A 19,832-nucleotide genomic window follows, 5' to 3' on the forward strand; every position below is an offset into this window, starting at 1 on the left:
CACGGAGTCACTTCATGAGTGAATCATTCTTATCGCAAGAAGAGGTTGATGCCCTGCTGGAAGGGGTGACCGGCGAGAGTCAAAAAGCGGCTGAAGAGGTTTTTGAGACGGGGGAGATTCGTAACTACGATATCTCCAGTCAGGAGCGAATTGTCCGTGGTCGGATGCCCACCATGGAAGTGGTCAATGAGCGCTTTGCCCGCAACTTTCGCATCGGTTTGTTCAACTTCATCCGCAGAAGCCCCGAGGTATCCGTTGGTACCGTGTCGGTTCGGCGGTATAGCGCTTTTTTGCGTGAGCTGGCGGTGCCAACCAATTTCAACATTATGGCCATCCGCCCTCTGCGCGGCAGTGGCCTGATCGTATGCGAGCCATCCTTGGTGTTTGGTGTCATCGATACCTTGTATGGCGGCGTAGGCAAATTCCAGACCCGCATCGAAGGTCGTGAGTTTTCCATGACCGAGCAGCGCGTGATCAATCGATTGGTTGATGTGATTTGCGCCGAGTACAAGAAAGCCTGGCACGGTATATATCCGCTGGAGCTTGACTATCAGCGCTCGGAAATGCAGCCTCAGTTCGCCAATATTGCGACGCCTAGTGAGATTGTGGTGTCTACGGTGTTCCAGCTGGAAATTGGAGACATCGCTGGTGCCATTCATATTTGCATGCCGTATTCGACGTTGGAGCCAATACGCGATGTGCTGTATTCGTCTACTCAGGGTGATTCTGTCGAGGTGGACCGTCGTTGGATTACCTTGCTGAGTCGGGAGATCCAGGCCGCCGAAGTGACCCTGGTGGCCGAGCTGGCCCAGGCAGAAGCAACGGTGGAGCAACTGCTGAGCATGAAGCCGGGAGACTTCATCGAGCTGGAGCGGGAGCCGCGGATTCGAGCATCCATTGGTGGCGTGCCTATATTTGAGTGCCAGTATGGAACGCACAATTCAAAGTACGCGATCCGTATTGAAGAGTGCTTGCGTGGTAATGAAAGTAATGTCCCGGGAGAATTAAATGGCAACGGATGAAAAACCGGAAGATGACGATCCGATGGCCGCTTGGGCGGAGGCTCTGGAAGAGCAAAAAGTGTCGGATACGAAAGTAGAGGGCGATGACCAAGGCGGTCCTTTGTTCGGTGGTGGCGCGGCGGTAGGCAAGGATGGCACCTCTCAAGACATCAATATGGTCTTGGATATTCCGGTGACCCTGTCGGTGGAGTTGGGGCGCACCAAGGTGCCTATCAAATATATTTTGCAGTTGGCCCAGGGCTCTGTGGTTGAGCTGGATGCGCTTGCGGGGGAGCCCATGGATGTGTTGATCAACGGCTATTTGATTGCGCAAGGGGAGGTTGTGGTGGTCAACGATAAGTTTGGCATACGTTTGACGGACGTGGTCACGCCTTCTGAGCGTTTGAAGCGTTTGAGCAAGGGGTAATCCATATGATGGGTCAGACCTTGCTCGTGGTTGTGCTGTTTGTCGCCTTGTTATCGATGGTGCCATTGGCGGTCAAATGGATGCAGCGGCGTGTAGGTGGAGGGCTACCCATCAATGTGAGTGGTTCCCGCTTGGTGTCTGTCGTGGCTGTTGGCCCGCAGCAAAAGGTGGTTACTGTTGAGGTTGGACCGGACAATGCGCGGACTTGGCTGGTTCTGGGGGTTACTACTCAAAATATTACCTGTCTGCACAGTGCTCCTCTCGTGGCTTCGCAGCCAAGCTATGCCGCTGTAGCGTCTTCGTTGCATGATCAGGGCGTGAGTGGTGTCTAAGGTGCGCTTGTTTCGATTTTGGTTGTTCTGGGTTTGCCTTATCAGCGGCAGCCTGGTGTCGGGTCAGGCGTATGCGCAGGCGGGTACCTTGCCGTTGTTGATTGGGGCGCCGGGGCAGGGGGTAAGTTACTCTGTGCCGATCCAGACGTTACTGTTCTTTACGGCGCTGTCTTTTTTGCCCGCCATTTTGCTCATGATGACCGGCTTCACGCGGATCGTTATCGTGCTGTCTTTGTTGCGTCAGGCCTTGGGTACGCAATCCACCCCCCCCAATCAAATTGTGGTGGGCTTGTCTTTATTTTTGACATTCTTTGTCATGGGACCGACATTTGACCGCGTCTACCAAGACGCATACCTGCCGTACACCACCAACGCACTCACGTTTGAGCAAGCCTTGGATAAGGGCGAGGCGCCTGTGCGTCAGTTTATGTTGAAGCAAACACGACAGTCAGATTTTGCTTTGTTTGCCAAGCTGGCCCGGCTTGACTCAAGCGTTACCTCTGAAACTGCCCCGCTCCGTGTTTTGGTGCCTGCATTCGTTACAAGTGAGCTGAAGTCTGCATTCCAGATTGGCTTCATGATTTTCATCCCGTTCCTGGTGATAGATATTGTGGTGGCCAGTGTATTGATGTCATTGGGGATGATGATGCTGTCGCCAGTTTTGGTGGCATTGCCGTTCAAGTTGATGCTGTTTGTGCTGGCCGATGGGTGGAACTTGTTGATTGGCTCCTTGGCAGCCAGTTTCGTGCAGTAACCGAAGATTTCTATGAACTCTCAAATGGTGCTCACCATGGGGCAAGAGGCCTTGTGGCTGCTATTGTTGGTGTCATCGCCGGTTCTGGCTGTGGTTCTAGTCGTCGGCTTGGTGGTTAGTATCTTTCAGGCGATTACGCAGATCCATGAGGCAACCTTGTCGTTTGTCCCAAAGCTGATTGCTGCGATGTTGACCTTTGCGATTGCTGGGCCATGGATGTTGGCGACCTTGGTTGATTACATCCGCAGGACAATTGAGTCCATTCCGACGCTGGTTTTGTAAGCAAGGGCTGCTCCGGTGATTACGTTTACCGAGGCGCAGCTTGCGGCATGGCTATCGCCCATCGTGTGGCCCTTCTTGCGCGTCCTGGCTTTGTTCAGTGTGGCGCCGGTATTTTCAATTCGTTCCATTCCCCAGCGGGTAAAGATCGGCTTGGCTTTTTTTGTAGCCTTCGCCGCGCAAGCCGGATTGGCGGGCCAACCGTTGGTGAGCTTGAATAGTCCCCAGGCCTTGGGGGCTGTCGTGCAGCAGGTTGGCGTGGGCTTGTCAATTGGCTTTGCGGTGCGGTTAGTGTTTACTTCGGTAGAGTTGGCCGGGGAGTTGGTTGGCTTGCAAATGGGCTTGAACTTCGCTTCATTTTTTGACCCTTCCAGCAACGCCCAGGTCAGCGCTGTGTCCCGTTTCATGGGGCATATGTCGACTTTGTTGTTTGTGGTGATGAATGGACACTTGATCGTCTTGATGGCGGTGATCAAGAGTTTTGAGAGTTTCCCGGTGGATGGCAATTTTTTTGACACCCTGCAGAACATCAAGCTGTATGCCTTGGGATCCAGCTTGTTTTCTAGCGCTCTGTGGATTGCTCTGCCCATGATAGGCATGCTGCTGTTCGTTAACTTAGCCATGGGGGTTATTTCCCGCGTGGCGCCACAGATGAATATTTATTCCATAGGCTTTCCGGTCACGTTGACTATGGGGCTCGTGGGGGTCACTATTACTTTGCCCATGTTGGACCAGCCTGTGATGGCGTTGATGGAAAAGGCTATCGATCTGTTCACTGCCAAATGATGGTCAGATGGGGGTGCGGGGTACGACTAAACCAGGTTGTTGCGAATTGCGTAAACGGTGAGCTCGGCGTTGTTCGTCAGTTTGAGCTTTTCCAGTACGCGGGTCCTATACACACTGACAGTTTTGGGGCTCAGCAGCAATTCTTCTGCAATATCCGACAGTCGCTTACCTGAGGCGATTTTCACTAATGTCTGCATCTCCCGTTCGGAGAGGGCTGCGTGTGGCAGCTCCAGTAGGGGTTTGGACAGGCTGTCTATCAGCATCTGAGAAACTTCAGGTGTTACATATTTGCGGCCCATCATGACTGTCCGGACCGCCAATACTAGTTCCTCAGGGTCTCCGGCTTTGTTTAAATAGCCTTGCGCACCAGCTCGCAGGCAGCGAATGGCGTACTGGTCTTCGGGGAACATGGAAACTACCAATACCTTTATGGGCGAATCGGTTTCGCGCAGGCTGGCCAGCACCTCCATGCCTCCGCGCCCGGGCATATTCAAGTCGAGTACAAGTACATCACATGCTGTGCTGCGCAGCAGTTCACGTACTTCGGCGTAGCTTGCGGCCTCTCCCGTGACTTGGATGTCGACAGACTCCGACAGCATGTCGCGTATGCCGCGTCGGACCATAGCGTGGTCGTCACATAAAACTACATGGATCATGGGGGCTGCCCTACTCGCATCTCTGTCGTATCGTGAGGTAGGGGGACCGACAAAATAATTGAGGTGCCAACCCCTCCTCGATTGCTGATGTCCAGCCATCCCCCCACGGTTTTGGCTCTCTCATGCAGTCCCCGTAGGCCAAATGCCTTGGGTTTTTCCAGGAAGGATTTGTGCAGGCCCTTGCCATTGTCGGCGATCTCCAGCGTTAGTACGCCCTCTTCATCGGTCAGCTCTATGCTGACAGCGCTGCATTCTGCATGCTTGGATATATTGGTAAGGGCTTCCTGTGCCGTGCGGTAGGCGACAAGTTGAATGTCTTTGTTAACATGCATCTTGTCGCTGGTGGCATGTATTGATGTCGCTATACCTGTCCGTTTTTGAAAGCTGTGTGCCAGCCATTGGACTGCGGCTACCAATCCTTGGTCAAGAATGGGCGGGCGCAGATTCATCATGATGCGTTGGCTGGCGCCTAGAGCGTGTTGTAACATCTCCAGCGCCGAGCCAATATGTCCTCGGGATGCTGCGTCTTTGTGGTGTCTTGCCAGCCAAGCCAGGTCCATTTTTACTGCGGCTAAAGCTCCGCCAATGTCATCATGTACCTCTCGCGCAATAGCCGCGCGCTCTTGCTCGATGGACGATTGCAGATGCTCTGCAAGTTCGCCCAGTCTACGTTCCGATGCGGCCAATTCCACATCTGCCCGCTCCTTGGCTATACGCGTTTCTCGCACCTCAATGGCGCGGGCCATCACGTGCGCCAGCTTGTTGATGTCATCTTTCAAAAGGTAGTCACTAAACCCCAATCTGATGGCATCCACTGCGGCAGCCTCACCGATGGCACCCGATAGCAGGATAAAGGGAGGTGGTCCATGTTGCTGCTGAAGGTGGTCCCAGGCATCTATTGCAGTAAAGCCTGGTAACCTGTAGTCCGCCAGAATGACGTCAAATGTTGATGTTTGCGTTAACCTATCAAAGGCTTCGAGGGTTTCCACACGGGTGACCTCGCACGTCAAGCCTTGTCTACGCAACGCCATGACGACCAGTTCGTGGTCGACTATGGAGTCTTCTAGGTGAAGTACCTGAATTGGACGGGCGTCGGTGGTGTTTTGCATGCCGTGCGTTTACTGAAAATGATGTGAAAAATACGCGGAAGTAGCCACGCTAGATGGGCCGGTTCGATTGATTTTGCAGATTTTCGGTAACAGGATGTGAAATAGAATTACTATCCGTCTATAACGAGGCAATTTGTCCAAGGGCTTTCCTGCAGCGACGGAGAATACATGCAAACAGAGCCTTCCATATCTACAGGACCCGTAGTTAAGCTGCCGGTAATGCTGGTTGCTGAGCTGCAGGATTCTTTGATGGTGGTGATGCACGACCTCAGCCGGTTGGAAGGTCTGCTGAGCCACACGATGGATAACCTGATGACTCGCTTCAACAGCGTGAATTTGGGTCTGCAGTCTGTACCTTTGCCTGACACGCCTGAAGTAGAAGACGTTCGGAGCAATCTCCGTGCCGCAGTTACTGAGCTGCAGTTTCAGGACATGGCCTCGCAATTGATTGTGCACACCACTCTGATGCTGCAAGGCTGTGCCTTTCGTTTGGCGTCGGAAACCATGGGCCAAGAAGAAGGGGAGGAGGCCGCGCCGTTTGAGGCGTTGTCTCCAGATCGCCCTAACCCGGTAACTCAAAGCGAGATGGACGCTGGCTCTGTTGAGCTTTTTTAGTCGCCCAAACCCTGTATTTAACATCCACGAGCACTCTCTTCTTTAGCTGGAGTTTTTCATGTATTCGATTCTTGCCGTTGACGACTCACCCTCAATGCGAAAGATGGTGTCATTCACGTTGACCGGGGCTGGCTACCAAGTCATCGAGGCTGTCGACGGGCAAGATGCTTTCGAAAAGGCCCAGTCCCATACCATTGACTTGGTGCTTGCAGACCAAAACATGCCGCGGCTTGACGGAATAGGTCTGACCCGGCTCCTGCGAGAGCATCCCAAGTTCAAGACCATCCCTATTCTGATTTTGACTACGGAGTCTAGTGATCAGATGAAGCAGGCTGGCCGCAGTGCTGGCGCGACGGGGTGGCTTGTGAAACCTTTTGACCCCACACGACTGATCGAAGTAATTCAAAAAGTTATTCGCTGACCAACGGTGGTTTGGTAAGGCAACACAGGAGTTTGTATGGCTGAGATGCACCAAGAGAGTTCGGGCGCTGATTTTGATCTGACGCAGTTCTATCAAATATTCTTTGAAGAAGCTGGCGAAAATTTGGATCAAATGGAGCAGATGCTGCTGGATCTGGACCTGGCTAATACGGATGATGAAGAGCTCAATGGAATTTTTCGTTGCGCCCACTCCATCAAAGGCGGTGCGGCCACATTTGGATTTTCGGATGTAGCCGAGCTGACCCATCAAATGGAGTCTTTGCTCGACCGTTTGCGGCGGCATGAGTTGAAGTTGATTCCCCCCATGATTGATGCTTTGCTGGAGTCTGCAGACGCATCGCGTAGTTTGTTGGCGCGGCACCAAGCAGGAGGCGAGGGGACGGCGGTTTCTACGTCTGCTTTGGTCAAGCGAATCAGCATATTGGCTGCTGGTGAAGTCCCGCCTCCAGCAGTGGCCGCACCTGCTCCCGCTGTACCGGCTGTTGCGGTGGCCCCTATGGCCAGTAGCAAGCCAAGTGGAACCCGCTCCTTGGAGATTCGGATTGGTCCACTGGAACGTCCAGAGCAAGCTGATCCTGTGCAGGAGTTGTTCAGAGATATTCCAGGCCTGGGTTCCGTGACCAGTTTGCCGAGCGATCAATCTGACACCCGTGTTTTTGCGGTTGAAACGACGTCTTCAGATGCAGATTTGCTCGATTTGTTTGTATTTCATGTTGCCAAAGAAAAAGTATTGATTCGTGATCGAGCTGAAGCAGCAAATGCTGTTGTGGCAGAGGCCGCACCGCTGGTTGCAGAGGTTACTGCTGCAACAGTGTCCTCAGGAGAGGAGGAGTATGGTTTCTTTGTAGGGGCGCCAGGTCACCCAGAGGAGCGTGCTGTAGTCGTCTCTGCGGATGGACCCAAAGGGGGTAAGGCAGAGCCTAAAGCGGCCGCTCAGACGCCTCTTGAGGCCACCACTATTCGCGTTGATATTAAAAAGGTTGATCAACTGATCAACTTGGTGGGCGAGTTGGTTATCACCCAAGCCATGCTGGCCCAAAACAGCCAGGGACTGGATCCGGCCATGCACCAGCAATTGTTTGCAGGTCTGGCGGATCTGGACCGCAACACCCGGGACTTGCAAGAGTCTGTGATGTCTATTCGCATGATTCCGATGTCGATCGTTTTCAGCCGCTTTCCCCGCATGCTACGTGATTTGGCAAACCGCTTGGGCAAGAAGGTGGATTTTGTGACCCAGGGTGAAGCGACGGAGCTGGACAAAGGCCTGGTAGAGAAGATTACTGATCCATTGACCCATTTGGTTCGCAATAGCTGCGACCACGGTATTGAAATGCCGGAGGAGCGTCTTGCGGCTGGCAAGTCTGAAAATGGCACGATTACCTTGTCTGCCGCGCACCAAGGCGGTTCTATCGTGATTGAAGTCCGAGACGATGGCCGTGGTATGTCGCGCGAGAAAATTCTACGCAAGGCCCGAGAGCGTGGACTGGATGTCAGTGACAGCATGTCTGATTCAGAAGTGTGGCAGCTGATTTTCGCCCCAGGTTTTTCTACCGCCGATGTCGTAACCGATGTGTCCGGGCGTGGCGTCGGTATGGACGTGGTCAAGCGCAATATTGCTTCGCTCAACGGAACTGTTGATATTGATTCCAGTGAAGGTTTTGGCATGAAGGTGTCTGTACGCCTTCCGTTGACACTGGCCATCATGGATGGGATGTCAGTCAGTGTGGGGGATGAGGTCTACATACTGCCGCTGTCATCTGTAGTGGAGTCTTTCCAAGTCAATGATGAGTCGGTTAGTACGGTTGCACAGGGCTCGCAATTGGTGAAGGTTCGCGAGGAATATATGCCCGTGATCTCCCTGGAAAAGATCTTCCAGGTGCCAATTCTTGATGCTGATAAGGCCAACAACATCATGGTGGTCGTGGAGTCAGAAGGCAGCCGCGTGGCTTTGCTGGTGAACGAGTTGTTGGGGCAGCACCAGGTTGTGGTGAAGAACCTCGAGTCCAATTACCGCAAAGTCTCAAATGTTTCTGGAGCCACCATCATGGGTGACGGTAAAGTGGCTTTGATTCTGGATATTGGTGCGTTGGTGCGTCGTTCGCGCCATTGATGCTGCAGCGTAAGCGCAAACTGTTAGACCTTGAAGGAGAGAGATATGGGTGCAATGGAACGAGCAGGTGATTTGACTACTGCTGCACGGGAGTATTTGACTTTTAGGTTGAGCCAGGAAGAGTACGGCATCGACATTCTCAAGGTGCAGGAAATTCGTGGATACGAACCTCCTACGCGTATCGCCAATGCGCCAACCTTCATCAAAGGGGTGGTTAATTTGCGTGGCACCATCGTGCCTATTGTGGACATGCGGCTCAAGTTCAATTGTTCGGAGGCTGAATACAACAGCTTTACGGTGGTCATCATTTTGAATCTGCGTAGCCGTATTGTGGGTATCGTCGTGGATTCTGTCAGTGACGTGCTTGAGCTTGCGGCTGACAGCATCAAGTCTGCTCCGGATATCGAAAGCATCATCGACAACGGCTGCATATTGGGACTGGGCTCGGTCAATGAGCGGATGCTGATCTTGCTGGATATTGAGAGGCTGATGTCCGGCGCCGATATGGCCTTGTCTGCCGACTGAACCGCGCCCCTCCATGCTTCAGAGCTATTCACCTGCTGCAGCCAGTAACGGTCCTGTTGCAGAGGGCCGTGAGTTCATTTGGACGGACGCTGATTTTGAGCGCGTGCAGTCGCTGATATACAAGCATGCGGGTATCAAGCTGCATGATGGCAAGCATGCCATGGTGTACAGCCGTTTGTCGCGCAGATTGCGTGAAACGGGGCATGGCAGTTTTCATGAATACCTGGGGTGGCTGGAGCGTTCCGATGGTCCCGAGTGGCAGGAGTTTGTGAATGCCCTCACCACCAATCTCACCGCTTTTTTTCGAGAGCAGCACCATTTTGAAATGCTTGCTGCCTTGCTGAAGTCTCGACCTGCTGCAACGCCTTGGAATGTTTGGTGCAGTGCATCTTCTACGGGTGAAGAGCCGTATTCGATCGCCATGACCGCGATGGAGTCCCTGGGCGCTGGCGCTGCGTTCAAGTTGGCGGCCAGTGATATTGATTCCAAGGTGTTGGCATCGGCGGCTCAGGGCATTTATCGCCTGGACAATCTCAAGGGGTTGGACCAGGCTCGCATGCAAAAATTTTTACTGCGTGGTAAGGGTGAAAACGCTGGTCTGGTACGCATCAAGCCAGAACTGCGCCGCATGATTGATTTCCTTAGTATCAATTTGATTCGCAACGACTGGCCGTTTCGGGATCCGTTTGATGTTGTCTTTTGTCGCAACGTCATGATTTATTTTGATGCGGCAACCCAGCGTGCTGTGCTGGAGCGCATTCATCGTGTCATGAAGCCCGGTGGTATGTTGTTTGTGGGTCATGCGGAAAATTTCAGTGAGTCCCGGGACCTGTTCATCTTGCGTGGAAAGACGTGTTATGAACGCTGCTGAAGGTTTTTTGCCCCATGGCGGTTCATGGTTTGGTATGCAGGCGGTAGGCTCTATTGCGTTGGACGATTGACGACTATGGATATTCCTAGAACTGCGGGTCCTACTCTCGCCCAGCGCATGGCGGCGGGTGAGTTTCCCATTGGGCCGGATGCCGACCGTCGTCGTGCCGCACGTGTGGGGGCAACACCCGGTGGCAGGCCGTTGAGCGAACGTAACTGCACGCTGGAGCAGTTGAAGAGTCGTCCTCGCAAGCCGGGTGAAGCTTCTTTTTTCTATGCAGATCACCACTTCCAGTTCAATGCTGTCAAGGTACTTCCTGGTGAGTATTTTGTGTCGGATGAGAATCTGGTCATCATGACAGTGCTGGGATCCTGTATCGCGGCATGTCTGTGGGACAGTCGTGCTCAGGTCGGGGGTATGAACCATTTCATGCTGCCTGATGGCGATGATGGTTCAGGGGCGGGGCGCTATGGTTCATACGCCATGGAGCTGCTTATCAATGAGATGCTCAAGAGCGGAGCTCGCCGGGAAACCATGCAGGCCAAGATTTTTGGTGGCGGTCAGGTGATGTCCAACTTCACCACCATGAATGTGGGCGAGCGCAATACGCAGTTTGTAATTGATTACTTGCAGACGGAGCGTATTCCGCTGCTCTCGCAAGATGTGTTGGACATTTATCCGCGCAAAGTATGCTTTTTCCCTGTGACGGGTAAGGCCATGGTGAAGCGTTTGGCCCATGCGCATCCAGACCAGGCGGTGACCGAGCGGCGTGGCAACGTGGCTACGGTGGTGAAGTCCACTTCGGGTGGGTCGGTCGATTTGTTTTAGTCAGGTGGGGTGATGAAGAAGATCCGTGTGTTGGTGGTGGACGATTCGGCTTTGGTGCGCAGTTTGTTGACAGAAATCATCAACCGTCAAGCTGATATGGAGTGCGTGGGTGCGGCCAACGACCCTTTGATTGCGCGTGAAATGATCCGCAGCCTGGATCCCGATGTGATCACTTTGGACGTGGAAATGCCGCGCATGGACGGCATTGATTTCCTAGGGCGTTTGATGCGCCTGCGGCCCATGCCTGTGGTGATGATTTCCACCATGACGGCCCAGGGGGCTGAGGTCACTATGCGAGCCCTGGAGTTGGGGGCTGTAGATTTTGTGGCTAAACCTCGCATCGGTTTGGCGAACGGTTTGAAGGATCTGGCTGCAGAAATCGTGGACAAGGTGCGCGTTGCATCGGTGGCCCAGTTCCGCCGTCCTCCGGCGTTGGCATTGGGTGAGCAAATTGGTGCTCCACCTACGCCGGTAGCGCGCCCTGCTAATACCTTGATCGGGCGTTTGTCGACAGAGAAAATGATCTGTATAGGGGCATCCACCGGCGGCACTGAGGCGATTAAGGAAATTTTGGTGCGTATGCCTGCAGATGCACCCGCTATTGTGATCACCCAGCATATGCCACCTGGCTTCACCACCAGCTTTGCGGCCCGGCTTAACAGCTTGTGCCAGATCACGGTCAAGGAGGCGGTGCATGGTGAACGCATACTGCCAGGCCACGCCTATATTGCGCCGGGCGGCAAGCACTTCCGGGTGGGGCGCAGCGGAGCGAACTATGTGGCGGTTGTGGAGGATGGCGAGCCCGTTAACCGACACCGCCCATCGGTAGAGGTTTTGTTTCTCTCGTGCGCCGAGATGGTCGGACGGAATGCCTACGGCATCATGCTCACTGGTATGGGCAATGATGGCGCGCGCGCCATGCGTGAAATGCACGACAAAGGTAGCTACAACTACGTGCAAGACGAGGCCAGCTGCGTGGTGTTTGGCATGCCGCGCGAGGCCATTGCCCATGGCGCCGCGGATGAAGTTCTGCCGTTAGACAAAATTGCCCCTGCGTTGCTGGCCAAGCTGGGCGCTGGTGGCGACCGTTTGCACAACCGCATTTGATGGTGGCAAATGTCACGCTAGATGGCTAAAGAAATCGGCCGCTAGCGCAGGTTTTATCTGCGCATGCAGCTATCACTACCATAGCAATTAGCTGCTGAGCATTTCCCAGCGTTCTAGCGCAGTTAACAATAACTCGTCGATCTCTGCGTTGCGTTGCACCAGGGCCGTAGCCTTGGCGGCGTCCGTAGAGTAGATGCGGCCATCGGCCAACTCCGCGTTGATGGCGGCCTGCTCCTGTTCTAACTGGCTAATCTGTGCGGGCAAGCCGTCCAGTTCACGTTGTTCCTTGAAGCTGAGCTTGCGGGCCTTTCCCGTCGTGGGCGTCGTAGCTGTCGATTTTTGCTCTGTATTTGCTAGCGAAACCTGTTGATCTGACGCGCGCTGTGGCGTGTTTTTTCTATTGGTTTCTGTGATCATTTTGGCGCGTTTGCTCTGGATCAACCAGTCCTGCACGCTGCCTTCGTATTCACGCCAGAAGCCAGGGCGCTCCTCTGGTTCATGGGCAATGATGCTGGTAACCACGTTGTCTAGGAATGCCCTGTCATGGCTGACCAGGAAAACCGTGCCGTCGTAGTTCTGCAGCAGGTCTTCCAGCAGTTCCAGGGTGTCGATGTCCAGGTCGTTGGTCGGTTCGTCCAGCACCAGCACGTTCGCGGGTCGGGCGAACAAGCGGGCCAGCAATAAGCGGTTGCGTTCGCCGCCAGACAGGGAGCGGACCGGCGAATTGGCGCGCGCTGCTGAGAACAGGAAGTCGCTCAGATAGCTCTTGACGTGCTTGCGCTGGTTGCCAATCTCGATCCATTCGCTGCCGGGGCTGATGAAGTCCTCCAGTGTGGCATCCAGATCCAGTGCGTTGCGCATCTGGTCGAAGTAAGCGACCTGCAAATTCGCGCCCTGGCGCACCTTGCCGCTGTCTGGCTGGATTTCGCCCAGAATGAGCTTGAGCAAAGTGCTTTTGCCCGCCCCATTGGCTCCGAGCAGGCCGACCTTGTCACCACGCAAAATTACGTCGCTGAAGCCCTTGACGATGACCTTGTCGCCGAAGGACTTGCTGACATCGGTAAGCTCCGCCACGATCTTGCCACTTGACTGGCCAGACGCCACATCCAGATTGACGCTACCTTGTGCCTCTCGGCGCGCGGCACGGCTACTGCGCAGTGTTTCTAGGCGGCTGATGCGGCTTTGGCTGCGAGTGCGGCGCGCTTCCACACCCTTGCGTATCCAGATTTCCTCTTGTGCCAGTAGCTTGTCGGCCTTTGCGCTGATAACGGCCTCTTGTGCTAGCTGCTCTTCTTTCTGCAGTACATATTGTTCGAAGTTGCCAGGGTAGGAGCCGAGCTTGCCGCGGTCAAGTTCCACAATGCGGGTGGCGACGCGGTTCAGAAAGCTGCGGTCGTGGGTGATGGTAATCAGGCTCCCTTTGAAGTCGATCAGCAGATCTTCCAGCCACTCAATAGAGTCCAGGTCCAGGTGATTGGTCGGCTCGTCAAGTAGTAGCACGTCTGGCTTGGCAACCAACGCTTGCGCGAGTGCCACGCGCTTTTTGGTGCCCCCAGATAAAGTTCCGACGATGGCCTCGGGGTCTAGATGCAGGCGGTGCAGAGTTTCTTCCACGCGTTGCTCCCAATTCCACGCATCGAAGGCTTCAATTTGAGATTGCAATGCGTCCAGGTCTACCCCTTCGGCGCCGGAAAGATACAGATCCCGGGCTTCAATGACGGTGGCAAGTCCTACGCTGGCGGCTTTGAAGATGGTGACTTCTGGGTCTAGGGCTGGTTCTTGGGCCACGTAGGCAATGCGCAAGCCTTGCTGTACATGCATCGTGCCGTCATCAGGCTTTTCCAGCCCACCCAGAATCTTGAGCATGGATGACTTGCCAGCCCCGTTGCGGCCAATGAGGCCCACACGCTCCGTGGTTTCAAGTGAAAAAGCGGCTTTGTCGAGCAGTGCGACGTGACCAAAAGCCAGTTGGGCGTCGAGTAGGGTAATGAGTGCCATGTTGTGGCGATTATCCTGCCTCGTGGTTTGTGCCCGTGAATGACTGCTGGTGGAGAGTTTAGGATGCGCTGAACGGTAGGACCACGGCTCCGTGATTGAGCAACTAAATTTGCGATATAGGGGCGCGCCGCGCAAATCCGGTATATACTTTAAGGCTACCCTGACGAGGGCCACCAAGGTGGCCGGTAGTTGGTGGTAAGGAGAAGAATTTAGTCCTCATGCTCTAAAAGCATGCTAGAATACAAGGCTTCGCTGATCACAGTGAGTCAAGTTGGTTGATGTAAAAGTCGGCTTGCTGATCCTTAAAAATATACAGCCGATAAGCGTGGGCGTTTGAATGCGATTGCCAAGTTCTTCGGAACTAGTGCATGACACTACAAACGCTCATGAAGTAAATAGATGTGAAATTCACTTGTTGAGTTTTGCGTTGATTCCAATTTATGAGTGGCCTCTGGCGGTAAAAGTCAGGGGCAAAAAATTCAAGATCGAACTATAGAGTTTGATCCTGGCTCAGATTGAACGCTGGCGGCATGCCTTACACATGCAAGTCGAACGGTAACAGGTTAAGCTGACGAGTGGCGAACGGGTGAGTAATATATCGGAACGTGCCCAGTCGTGGGGGATAACGCAGCGAAAGCTGTGCTAATACCGCATACGATCTCTGGATGAAAGCGGGGGACCTTCGGGCCTCGCGCGATTGGAGCGGCCGATATCAGATTAGCTAGTTGGTGGGGTAAAAGCCCACCAAGGCGACGATCTGTAGCTGGTCTGAGAGGACGACCAGCCACACTGGAACTGAGACACGGTCCAGACTCCTACGGGAGGCAGCAGTGGGGAATTTTGGACAATGGGCGCAAGCCTGATCCAGCAATGCCGCGTGCAGGATGAAGGCCTTCGGGTTGTAAACTGCTTTTGTACGGAACGAAACGGTCTGCCCTAATACGGTAGGCTAATGACGGTACCGTAAGAATAAGCACCGGCTAACTACGTGCCAGCAGCCGCGGTAATACGTAGGGTGCGAGCGTTAATCGGAATTACTGGGCGTAAAGCGTGCGCAGGCGGTTATGTAAGACAGATGTGAAATCCCCGGGCTCAACCTGGGACCTGCATTTGTGACTGCATAGCTAGAGTACGGTAGAGGGGGATGGAATTCCGCGTGTAGCAGTGAAATGCGTAGATATGCGGAGGAACACCGATGGCGAAGGCAATCCCCTGGACCTGTACTGACGCTCATGCACGAAAGCGTGGGGAGCAAACAGGATTAGATACCCTGGTAGTCCACGCCCTAAACGATGTCAACTGGTTGTTGGGTCTTCACTGACTCAGTAACGAAGCTAACGCGTGAAGTTGACCGCCTGGGGAGTACGGCCGCAAGGTTGAAACTCAAAGGAATTGACGGGGACCCGCACAAGCGGTGGATGATGTGGTTTAATTCGATGCAACGCGAAAAACCTTACCCACCTTTGACATGTACGGAAGTCGCTAGAGATAGCTTCGTGCTCGAAAGAGAGCCGTAACACAGGTGCTGCATGGCTGTCGTCAGCTCGTGTCGTGAGATGTTGGGTTAAGTCCCGCAACGAGCGCAACCCTTGTCATTAGTTGCTACATTTAGTTGGGCACTCTAGTGAGACTGCCGGTGACAAACCGGAGGAAGGTGGGGATGACGTCAAGTCCTCATGGCCCTTATAGGTGGGGCTACACACGTCATACAATGGCTGGTACAAAGGGTTGCCAACCCGCGAGGGGGAGCTAATCCCATAAAACCAGTCGTAGTCCGGATCGCAGTCTGCAACTCGACTGCGTGAAGTCGGAATCGCTAGTAATCGTGGATCAGAATGTCACGGTGAATACGTTCCCGGGTCTTGTACACACCGCCCGTCACACCATGGGAGCGGGTTCTGCCAGAAGTAGTTAGCCTAACCGCAAGGAGGGCGATTACCACGGCAGGGTTCGTGACTGGGGTGAAGTCGTAACAAGGTAGCCGTATCGGAAGGTGCGGCTGGATCACCTCCTTTCTGGAAACTGCAATCAAATTTGAATGCCCACACTTATCGGTTGTTGGAAGGTTGTCGCTAAGACGATTTTTAAACGAAGTCCTTGATTTTGTTTGAGATGGATCTCGGAGCGACCGGCTTGGGTCTGTAGCTCAGTTGGTTAGAGCACCGTCTTGATAAGGCGGGGGTCGTTGGTTCGAAACCAACCAGACCCACCATCCATTCAACAACACTGCCGTTTTTGTGGGGGTGTAGCTCAGCTGGGAGAGCGGCTGCTTTGCAAGCAGTAGGTAGCGGGTTCGAGTCCTGTCACCTCCACCAATATTGTTGGTGCTTATCCATTCAACACCAAAGTGGCTTTTAACGAGGCTACTTTGTTGTTGATCAATATCTATTGATCGATATAAATTAACCGAAAGGTTAATCGGCTGTTCATTAAAAATTCATAGAGTTTAATCAGCGTTGCTAGCGGAAACTGCACATTCGTAAAGGTTTAGTGCAGACCGTGCCGCTAGCGACAAATTTTTGATTGCGTCAAAACGAATATTCAGACTTTGGTTTGAAATTCAAAATTAACGATGAAAGCTCGAAAGAGCTGTAGTTGTTTACGGCATAACGCGATTGGTGAAAGACCAATCAAACATTCCTTGAAGACAACGGCGGTGTTTCTGTAAAGAGACGTCAAAGTTATAGGGTCAAGTGAATAAGAGCATGTGGTGGATGCCTTGGCAATGATAGGCGACGAAAGACGTGATAGCCTGCGATAAGCTTCGGGGAGCTGGCAAATTAGCTTTGATCCGGAGATTTCTGAATGGGGAAACCCACCCTTAGGGGTATCGCATGATGAATACATAGTCATGCGAGGCGAACCGGGTGAACTGAAACATCTCAGTAGCTCGAGGAAAAGACATCAACCGAGATTCCGAAAGTAGTGGCGAGCGAAATCGGAAAAGCCTGTTAGTGATAGCGCGACTGTTAACGGAATAGCTTGGAAAGGCTAGCCATAGCGGGTGATAGCCCCGTACGTGAAAGCAGACGCGTGGTACTAAGTTAACGAAAAGTAGGGCGGGACACGAGAAATCCTGTCTGAATATGGGGGGACCATCCTCCAAGGCTAAATACTCATCATTGACCGATAGTGAACTAGTACCGTGAGGGAAAGGCGAAAAGAACCCCGGGAGGGGAGTGAAATAGATCCTGAAACCGCATGCTTACAAAAAGTAGGAGCCTCGAAAGGGGTGACTGCGTACCTTTTGTATAATGGGTCAGCGACTTACATTCAGTGGCAAGCTTAACCGAATAGGGAAGGCGTAGGGAAACCGAGTCCGAATAGGGCGATTCAGTCGCTGGGTGTAGACCCGAAACCAAGTGATCTATCCATGGCCAGGATGAAGGTGCGGTAACACGCACTGGAGGTCCGAACCGACTAGTGTTGCAAAACTAGCGGATGAGCTGTGGATAGGGGTGAAAGGCTAAACAAACTTGGAAATAGCTGGTTCTCTCCGAAAACTATTTAGGTAGTGCCTCAAGTATTACCGTCGGGGGTAGAGCACTGTTTTGGCTAGGGGGTCATGGCGACTTACCAAACCAATGCAAACTCCGAATACCGACGAGTACAGCTTGGGAGACAGAGCACCGGGTGCTAACGTCCGGACTCAAGAGGGAAACAACCCAGACCGCCAGCTAAGGTCCCTAAAATTGGCTAAGTGGGAAACGAAGTGGGAAGGCTAAAACAGTCAGGATGTTGGCTTAGAAGCAGCCATCATTTAAAGAAAGCGTAATAGCTCACTGATCGAGTCGTCCTGCGCGGAAGATGTAACGGGGCTAAGCCAGTTACCGAAGCTGCGGATTTGCAATTTATTGCAAGTGGTAGGAGAGCGTTCTGTAGGCCTGTGAAGGTGGCGGTGTAAACCCTGCTGGAGGTATCAGAAGTGCGAATGCTGACATGAGTAGCGTTAAAGGGGGTGAAAAGCCCCCTCGCCGTAAGCGCAAGGTTTTCTACGCAACGTTCATCGGCGTAGAGTGAGTCGGCCCCTAAGGCGAGGCAGAGATGCGTAGTTGATGGGAAACAGGTCAATATTCCTGTACCGATGTGTAGTGCGATGTGGGGACGGAGAAGGTTAGCTCAGCCAACTGTTGGATATGTTGGTTCAAGCCTGTAGTCGTGCCTGGTAGGTAAATCCGCCGGGCTTAGATGAGGGGTGATAACGAGGCTGCTTGCAGCCGAAGTGAGTGATACCCTGCTTCCAGGAAAAGCCACTAAGCTTCAGCTACACACGACCGTACCGCAAACCGACACTGGTGCGCGAGATGAGTATTCTAAGGCGCTTGAGAGAACTCAGGAGAAGGAACTCGGCAAATTGACACCGTAACTTCGGAAGAAGGTGTGCCTTTAGTAGGTGAAGTCCCTTGCGGATGGAGCCCAACGGGGTTGCAAAAAATCGGTGGCTGCGACTGTTTATTAAAAACACAGCACTCTGCAAACACGAAAGTGGACGTATAGGGTGTGACGCCTGCCCGGTGCTGGAAGATTAAATGATGGGGTGCAAGCTCTTGATTGAAGTCCCAGTAAACGGCGGCCGTAACTATAACGGTCCTAAGGTAGCGAAATTCCTTGTCGGGTAAGTTCCGACCTGCACGAATGGCGTAACGATGGCCACACTGTCTCCTCCTGAGACTCAGCGAAGTTGAAATGTTTGTGATGATGCAATCTCCCCGCGGAAAGACGGAAAGACCCCATGAACCTTTACTGTAGCTTTGTATTGGACTTTGAACAGATCTGTGTAGGATAGGTGGGAGGCTTTGAAGTGTGGTCGCTAGATCACATGGAGCCAACGTTGAAATACCACCCTGGTGTGTTTGAGGTTCTAACCTAGGTCCATTATCTGGATCGGGGACAGTGCATGGTAGGCAGTTTGACTGGGGCGGTCTCCTCCCAAAGCGTAACGGAGGAGTTCGAAGGTACGCTAGTTACGGTCGGACATCGTGATGATAGTGCAATGGCATAAGCGTGCTTAACTGCGAGACTGACAAGTCGAGCAGATGCGAAAGCAGGACATAGTGATCCGGTGGTTCTGTATGGAAGGGCCATCGCTCAACGGATAAAAGGTACTCTGGGGATAACAGGCTGATACCGCCCAAGAGTTCATATCGACGGCGGTGTTTGGCACCTCGATGTCGGCTCATCTCATCCTGGGGCTGTAGCCGGTCCCAAGGGTATGGCTGTTCGCCATTTAAAGAGGTACGTGAGCTGGGTTTAAAACGTCGTGAGACAGTTTGGTCCCTATCTTCCGTGGGCGCTGCAGATTTGAGGAAGCCTGCTCCTAGTACGAGAGGACCGGAGTGGACACACCTCTGGTGTATCGGTTGTCACGCCAGTGGCATTGCCGAGTAGCTAAGTGTGGAAGAGATAACCGCTGAAAGCATCTAAGCGGGAAACTCGTTTCAAGATGAGATCTGCCGGGGCCTTGAGCCCCCTAAAGAGTCGTTCAAGACCAGGACGTTGATAGGTCAGGTGTGGAAGCGCAGTAATGCGTTAAGCTAACTGATACTAATTGCTCGTGCGGCTTGACCCTATAACTTTGATGAGCCTAGGTTCTTTGAAGAATAGTTATGCCAAGTAGACGCATTCAAAAAACATATCCGGTGCGATGCCGGAGCTGATTAAATCTCTATGAATTCGTTGCCCTGACCGATGTCAGGGTGGCAACAAGTTATGCCTGATGACCATAGCGAGGTGGTCCCACTCCTTCCCATCCCGAACAGGACAGTGAAACGCCTCTGCGCCGATGATAGTGCGGGTTCCCGTGTGAAAGTAGGTCATCGTCAGGCTATTACAGCAAGAAACGCCCAGTCAGCTGACTGGGCGTTTTCTTTAGTGCCTGCAAGCAAGCACTAAAGAAAACGGAAACGTTTTGCGGGCATGCTCTAAAAGCATGCTAGAATACAAGGCTTCGCTGATCACAGTGAGTCAAGTTGGTTGATGTAAAAGTCGGCTTG

The 19,832-nt window shown here is 53.1% G+C and carries 16 protein-coding genes, 2 tRNA genes and 3 rRNA genes; 18 read left to right on the top strand and 3 right to left on the bottom strand.

The features are described 5' to 3' along the window. The first annotated feature begins 14 nt into the window (after positions 1–14). Genes fliM through fliR form a run of 6 tightly spaced genes read left to right on the top strand, consistent with a single transcriptional unit; the run spans position 15 to position 3,579 of the window. Positions 15–1,022, top strand: a complete 1,008-nt coding sequence (gene fliM, locus AC07R0_RS17310) for a flagellar motor switch protein FliM (protein WP_490591184.1) — start codon at positions 15–17, stop codon at positions 1,020–1,022. Then, the gene (gene fliN, locus AC07R0_RS17315; protein WP_490591183.1) at positions 1,009–1,428 is read left to right on the top strand and encodes a flagellar motor switch protein FliN; all 420 of its coding nucleotides are present in this window, start codon (positions 1,009–1,011) and stop codon (positions 1,426–1,428) included. Before fliM ends, fliN begins: the two co-directional genes overlap by 14 nt. 5 nt (positions 1,429–1,433) lie before the next feature. Next, positions 1,434–1,760, top strand: coding sequence for a flagellar biosynthetic protein FliO (locus tag AC07R0_RS17320; protein ID WP_495105763.1), 327 nt, complete (start codon positions 1,434–1,436; stop codon positions 1,758–1,760). Positions 1,761–1,782: 22 nt separating this feature from the next. Next, a complete protein-coding gene (fliP, locus tag AC07R0_RS17325) occupies positions 1,783–2,514 on the top strand; it encodes a flagellar type III secretion system pore protein FliP (protein WP_495098584.1) in 732 nt (243 codons plus the stop codon). Between the two features lie 12 nt (positions 2,515–2,526). Beyond that, entirely contained in the window at positions 2,527–2,796 is a 270-nt protein-coding gene (gene fliQ, locus AC07R0_RS17330) for a flagellar biosynthesis protein FliQ (protein WP_495098464.1), read from the top strand. A 15-nt stretch (positions 2,797–2,811) separates the two neighbouring features. Further along, positions 2,812–3,579: a flagellar biosynthetic protein FliR gene (gene fliR, locus AC07R0_RS17335; protein WP_495098463.1), complete on the top strand. Its 768-nt coding sequence runs from the start codon at positions 2,812–2,814 to the stop codon at positions 3,577–3,579. A 26-nt stretch (positions 3,580–3,605) separates the two neighbouring features. On the opposite strand, the gene AC07R0_RS17340 is transcribed toward fliR, so the two are convergent. Next, a complete protein-coding gene (locus AC07R0_RS17340) occupies positions 3,606–4,235 on the bottom strand; it encodes a response regulator (protein WP_495105764.1) in 630 nt (209 codons plus the stop codon). Then, a complete protein-coding gene (locus AC07R0_RS17345; protein WP_495105765.1) occupies positions 4,232–5,344 on the bottom strand; it encodes a hybrid sensor histidine kinase/response regulator in 1,113 nt (370 codons plus the stop codon). Before AC07R0_RS17345 ends, AC07R0_RS17340 begins: the two co-directional genes overlap by 4 nt. A gap of 168 nt (positions 5,345–5,512) precedes the next feature. Here AC07R0_RS17345 and AC07R0_RS17350 point away from each other — a divergent pair, with 168 nt between their 5' ends. The 7 genes from AC07R0_RS17350 (at position 5,513) to AC07R0_RS17380 (ending at position 11,841) form a co-directional block, all read left to right on the top strand. Then, positions 5,513–5,959, top strand: coding sequence for a hypothetical protein (locus AC07R0_RS17350; protein ID WP_495098460.1), 447 nt, complete (start codon positions 5,513–5,515; stop codon positions 5,957–5,959). 58 nt (positions 5,960–6,017) lie between these two features. Further along, the gene (locus AC07R0_RS17355; protein WP_490591175.1) at positions 6,018–6,380 is read left to right on the top strand and encodes a response regulator; all 363 of its coding nucleotides are present in this window, start codon (positions 6,018–6,020) and stop codon (positions 6,378–6,380) included. Between the two features lie 36 nt (positions 6,381–6,416). After that, positions 6,417–8,510, top strand: a complete 2,094-nt coding sequence (locus AC07R0_RS17360) for a chemotaxis protein CheW (protein ID WP_495105766.1) — start codon at positions 6,417–6,419, stop codon at positions 8,508–8,510. A 45-nt stretch (positions 8,511–8,555) separates the two neighbouring features. Then, on the top strand, positions 8,556–9,035 hold the full coding sequence (locus AC07R0_RS17365; RefSeq protein WP_495098458.1) for a chemotaxis protein CheW: 480 nt from the start codon (positions 8,556–8,558) through the stop codon (positions 9,033–9,035). A gap of 13 nt (positions 9,036–9,048) precedes the next feature. Further along, on the top strand, positions 9,049–9,906 hold the full coding sequence (locus AC07R0_RS17370; protein ID WP_495098457.1) for a CheR family methyltransferase: 858 nt from the start codon (positions 9,049–9,051) through the stop codon (positions 9,904–9,906). Between the two features lie 117 nt (positions 9,907–10,023). Next, positions 10,024–10,734 carry a chemoreceptor glutamine deamidase CheD gene (cheD, locus tag AC07R0_RS17375; RefSeq protein ID WP_495098583.1) on the top strand — a complete coding sequence of 237 codons (711 nt, stop codon included), beginning with the start codon at positions 10,024–10,026 and terminating at the stop codon, positions 10,732–10,734. 9 nt (positions 10,735–10,743) lie between these two features. Then, positions 10,744–11,841, top strand: a complete 1,098-nt coding sequence (locus AC07R0_RS17380; protein ID WP_495098456.1) for a protein-glutamate methylesterase/protein-glutamine glutaminase — start codon at positions 10,744–10,746, stop codon at positions 11,839–11,841. An 87-nt stretch (positions 11,842–11,928) separates the two neighbouring features. On the opposite strand, the gene AC07R0_RS17385 is transcribed toward AC07R0_RS17380, so the two are convergent. Next, complete coding sequence (locus tag AC07R0_RS17385) at positions 11,929–13,839, bottom strand: ATP-binding cassette domain-containing protein (RefSeq protein WP_495105767.1); 1,911 nt, start codon at positions 13,837–13,839, stop codon at positions 11,929–11,931. Positions 13,840–14,326: 487 nt separating this feature from the next. On the opposite strand from AC07R0_RS17385, the gene AC07R0_RS17390 reads away from it, so the two are divergent. The 5 genes from AC07R0_RS17390 (at position 14,327) to rrf (ending at position 19,664) form a co-directional block, all read left to right on the top strand. After that, positions 14,327–15,854, top strand: a 16S ribosomal RNA gene (locus tag AC07R0_RS17390). 120 nt (positions 15,855–15,974) lie between these two features. Beyond that, positions 15,975–16,051, top strand: a tRNA-Ile gene (locus AC07R0_RS17395). A 27-nt stretch (positions 16,052–16,078) separates the two neighbouring features. After that, positions 16,079–16,154, top strand: a tRNA-Ala gene (locus AC07R0_RS17400). 372 nt (positions 16,155–16,526) lie between these two features. After that, positions 16,527–19,408 (top strand): 23S ribosomal RNA (locus AC07R0_RS17405). Between the two features lie 143 nt (positions 19,409–19,551). Continuing rightward, positions 19,552–19,664 (top strand): 5S ribosomal RNA (gene rrf / locus AC07R0_RS17410). The 16S, 23S and 5S rRNA genes sit together here with 2 tRNA genes alongside, the layout of an rRNA operon. The last annotated feature ends 168 nt before the right edge of the window (positions 19,665–19,832 follow it).

Source organism: Rhodoferax sp. GW821-FHT07F03 (assembly GCF_059418745.1).

What these genes read in the sequence shown, in the direction of transcription:
- AC07R0_RS17355 (WP_490591175.1), top strand. Translation starts at nt 6,018, where the DNA reads ATGTATTCGATTCTTGCCGTTGACGACTCACCCTCAATGCGAAAGATG.
- AC07R0_RS17360 (WP_495105766.1), top strand. Translation starts at nt 6,417, where the DNA reads ATGGCTGAGATGCACCAAGAGAGTTCGGGCGCTGATTTTGATCTGACG.
- AC07R0_RS17340 (WP_495105764.1), bottom strand. Translation starts at nt 4,235, where the DNA reads ATGATCCATGTAGTTTTATGTGACGACCACGCTATGGTCCGACGCGGC.
- AC07R0_RS17365 (WP_495098458.1), top strand. Translation starts at nt 8,556, where the DNA reads ATGGGTGCAATGGAACGAGCAGGTGATTTGACTACTGCTGCACGGGAG.
- AC07R0_RS17370 (WP_495098457.1), top strand. Translation starts at nt 9,049, where the DNA reads ATGCTTCAGAGCTATTCACCTGCTGCAGCCAGTAACGGTCCTGTTGCA.
- cheD (WP_495098583.1), top strand. Translation starts at nt 10,024, where the DNA reads ATGGCGGCGGGTGAGTTTCCCATTGGGCCGGATGCCGACCGTCGTCGT.
- fliQ (WP_495098464.1), top strand. Translation starts at nt 2,527, where the DNA reads ATGAACTCTCAAATGGTGCTCACCATGGGGCAAGAGGCCTTGTGGCTG.
- fliN (WP_490591183.1), top strand. Translation starts at nt 1,009, where the DNA reads ATGGCAACGGATGAAAAACCGGAAGATGACGATCCGATGGCCGCTTGG.
- fliM (WP_490591184.1), top strand. Translation starts at nt 15, where the DNA reads ATGAGTGAATCATTCTTATCGCAAGAAGAGGTTGATGCCCTGCTGGAA.
- AC07R0_RS17350 (WP_495098460.1), top strand. Translation starts at nt 5,513, where the DNA reads ATGCAAACAGAGCCTTCCATATCTACAGGACCCGTAGTTAAGCTGCCG.
- AC07R0_RS17385 (WP_495105767.1), bottom strand. Translation starts at nt 13,839, where the DNA reads ATGGCACTCATTACCCTACTCGACGCCCAACTGGCTTTTGGTCACGTC.
- AC07R0_RS17345 (WP_495105765.1), bottom strand. Translation starts at nt 5,344, where the DNA reads ATGCAAAACACCACCGACGCCCGTCCAATTCAGGTACTTCACCTAGAA.
- AC07R0_RS17320 (WP_495105763.1), top strand. Translation starts at nt 1,434, where the DNA reads ATGATGGGTCAGACCTTGCTCGTGGTTGTGCTGTTTGTCGCCTTGTTA.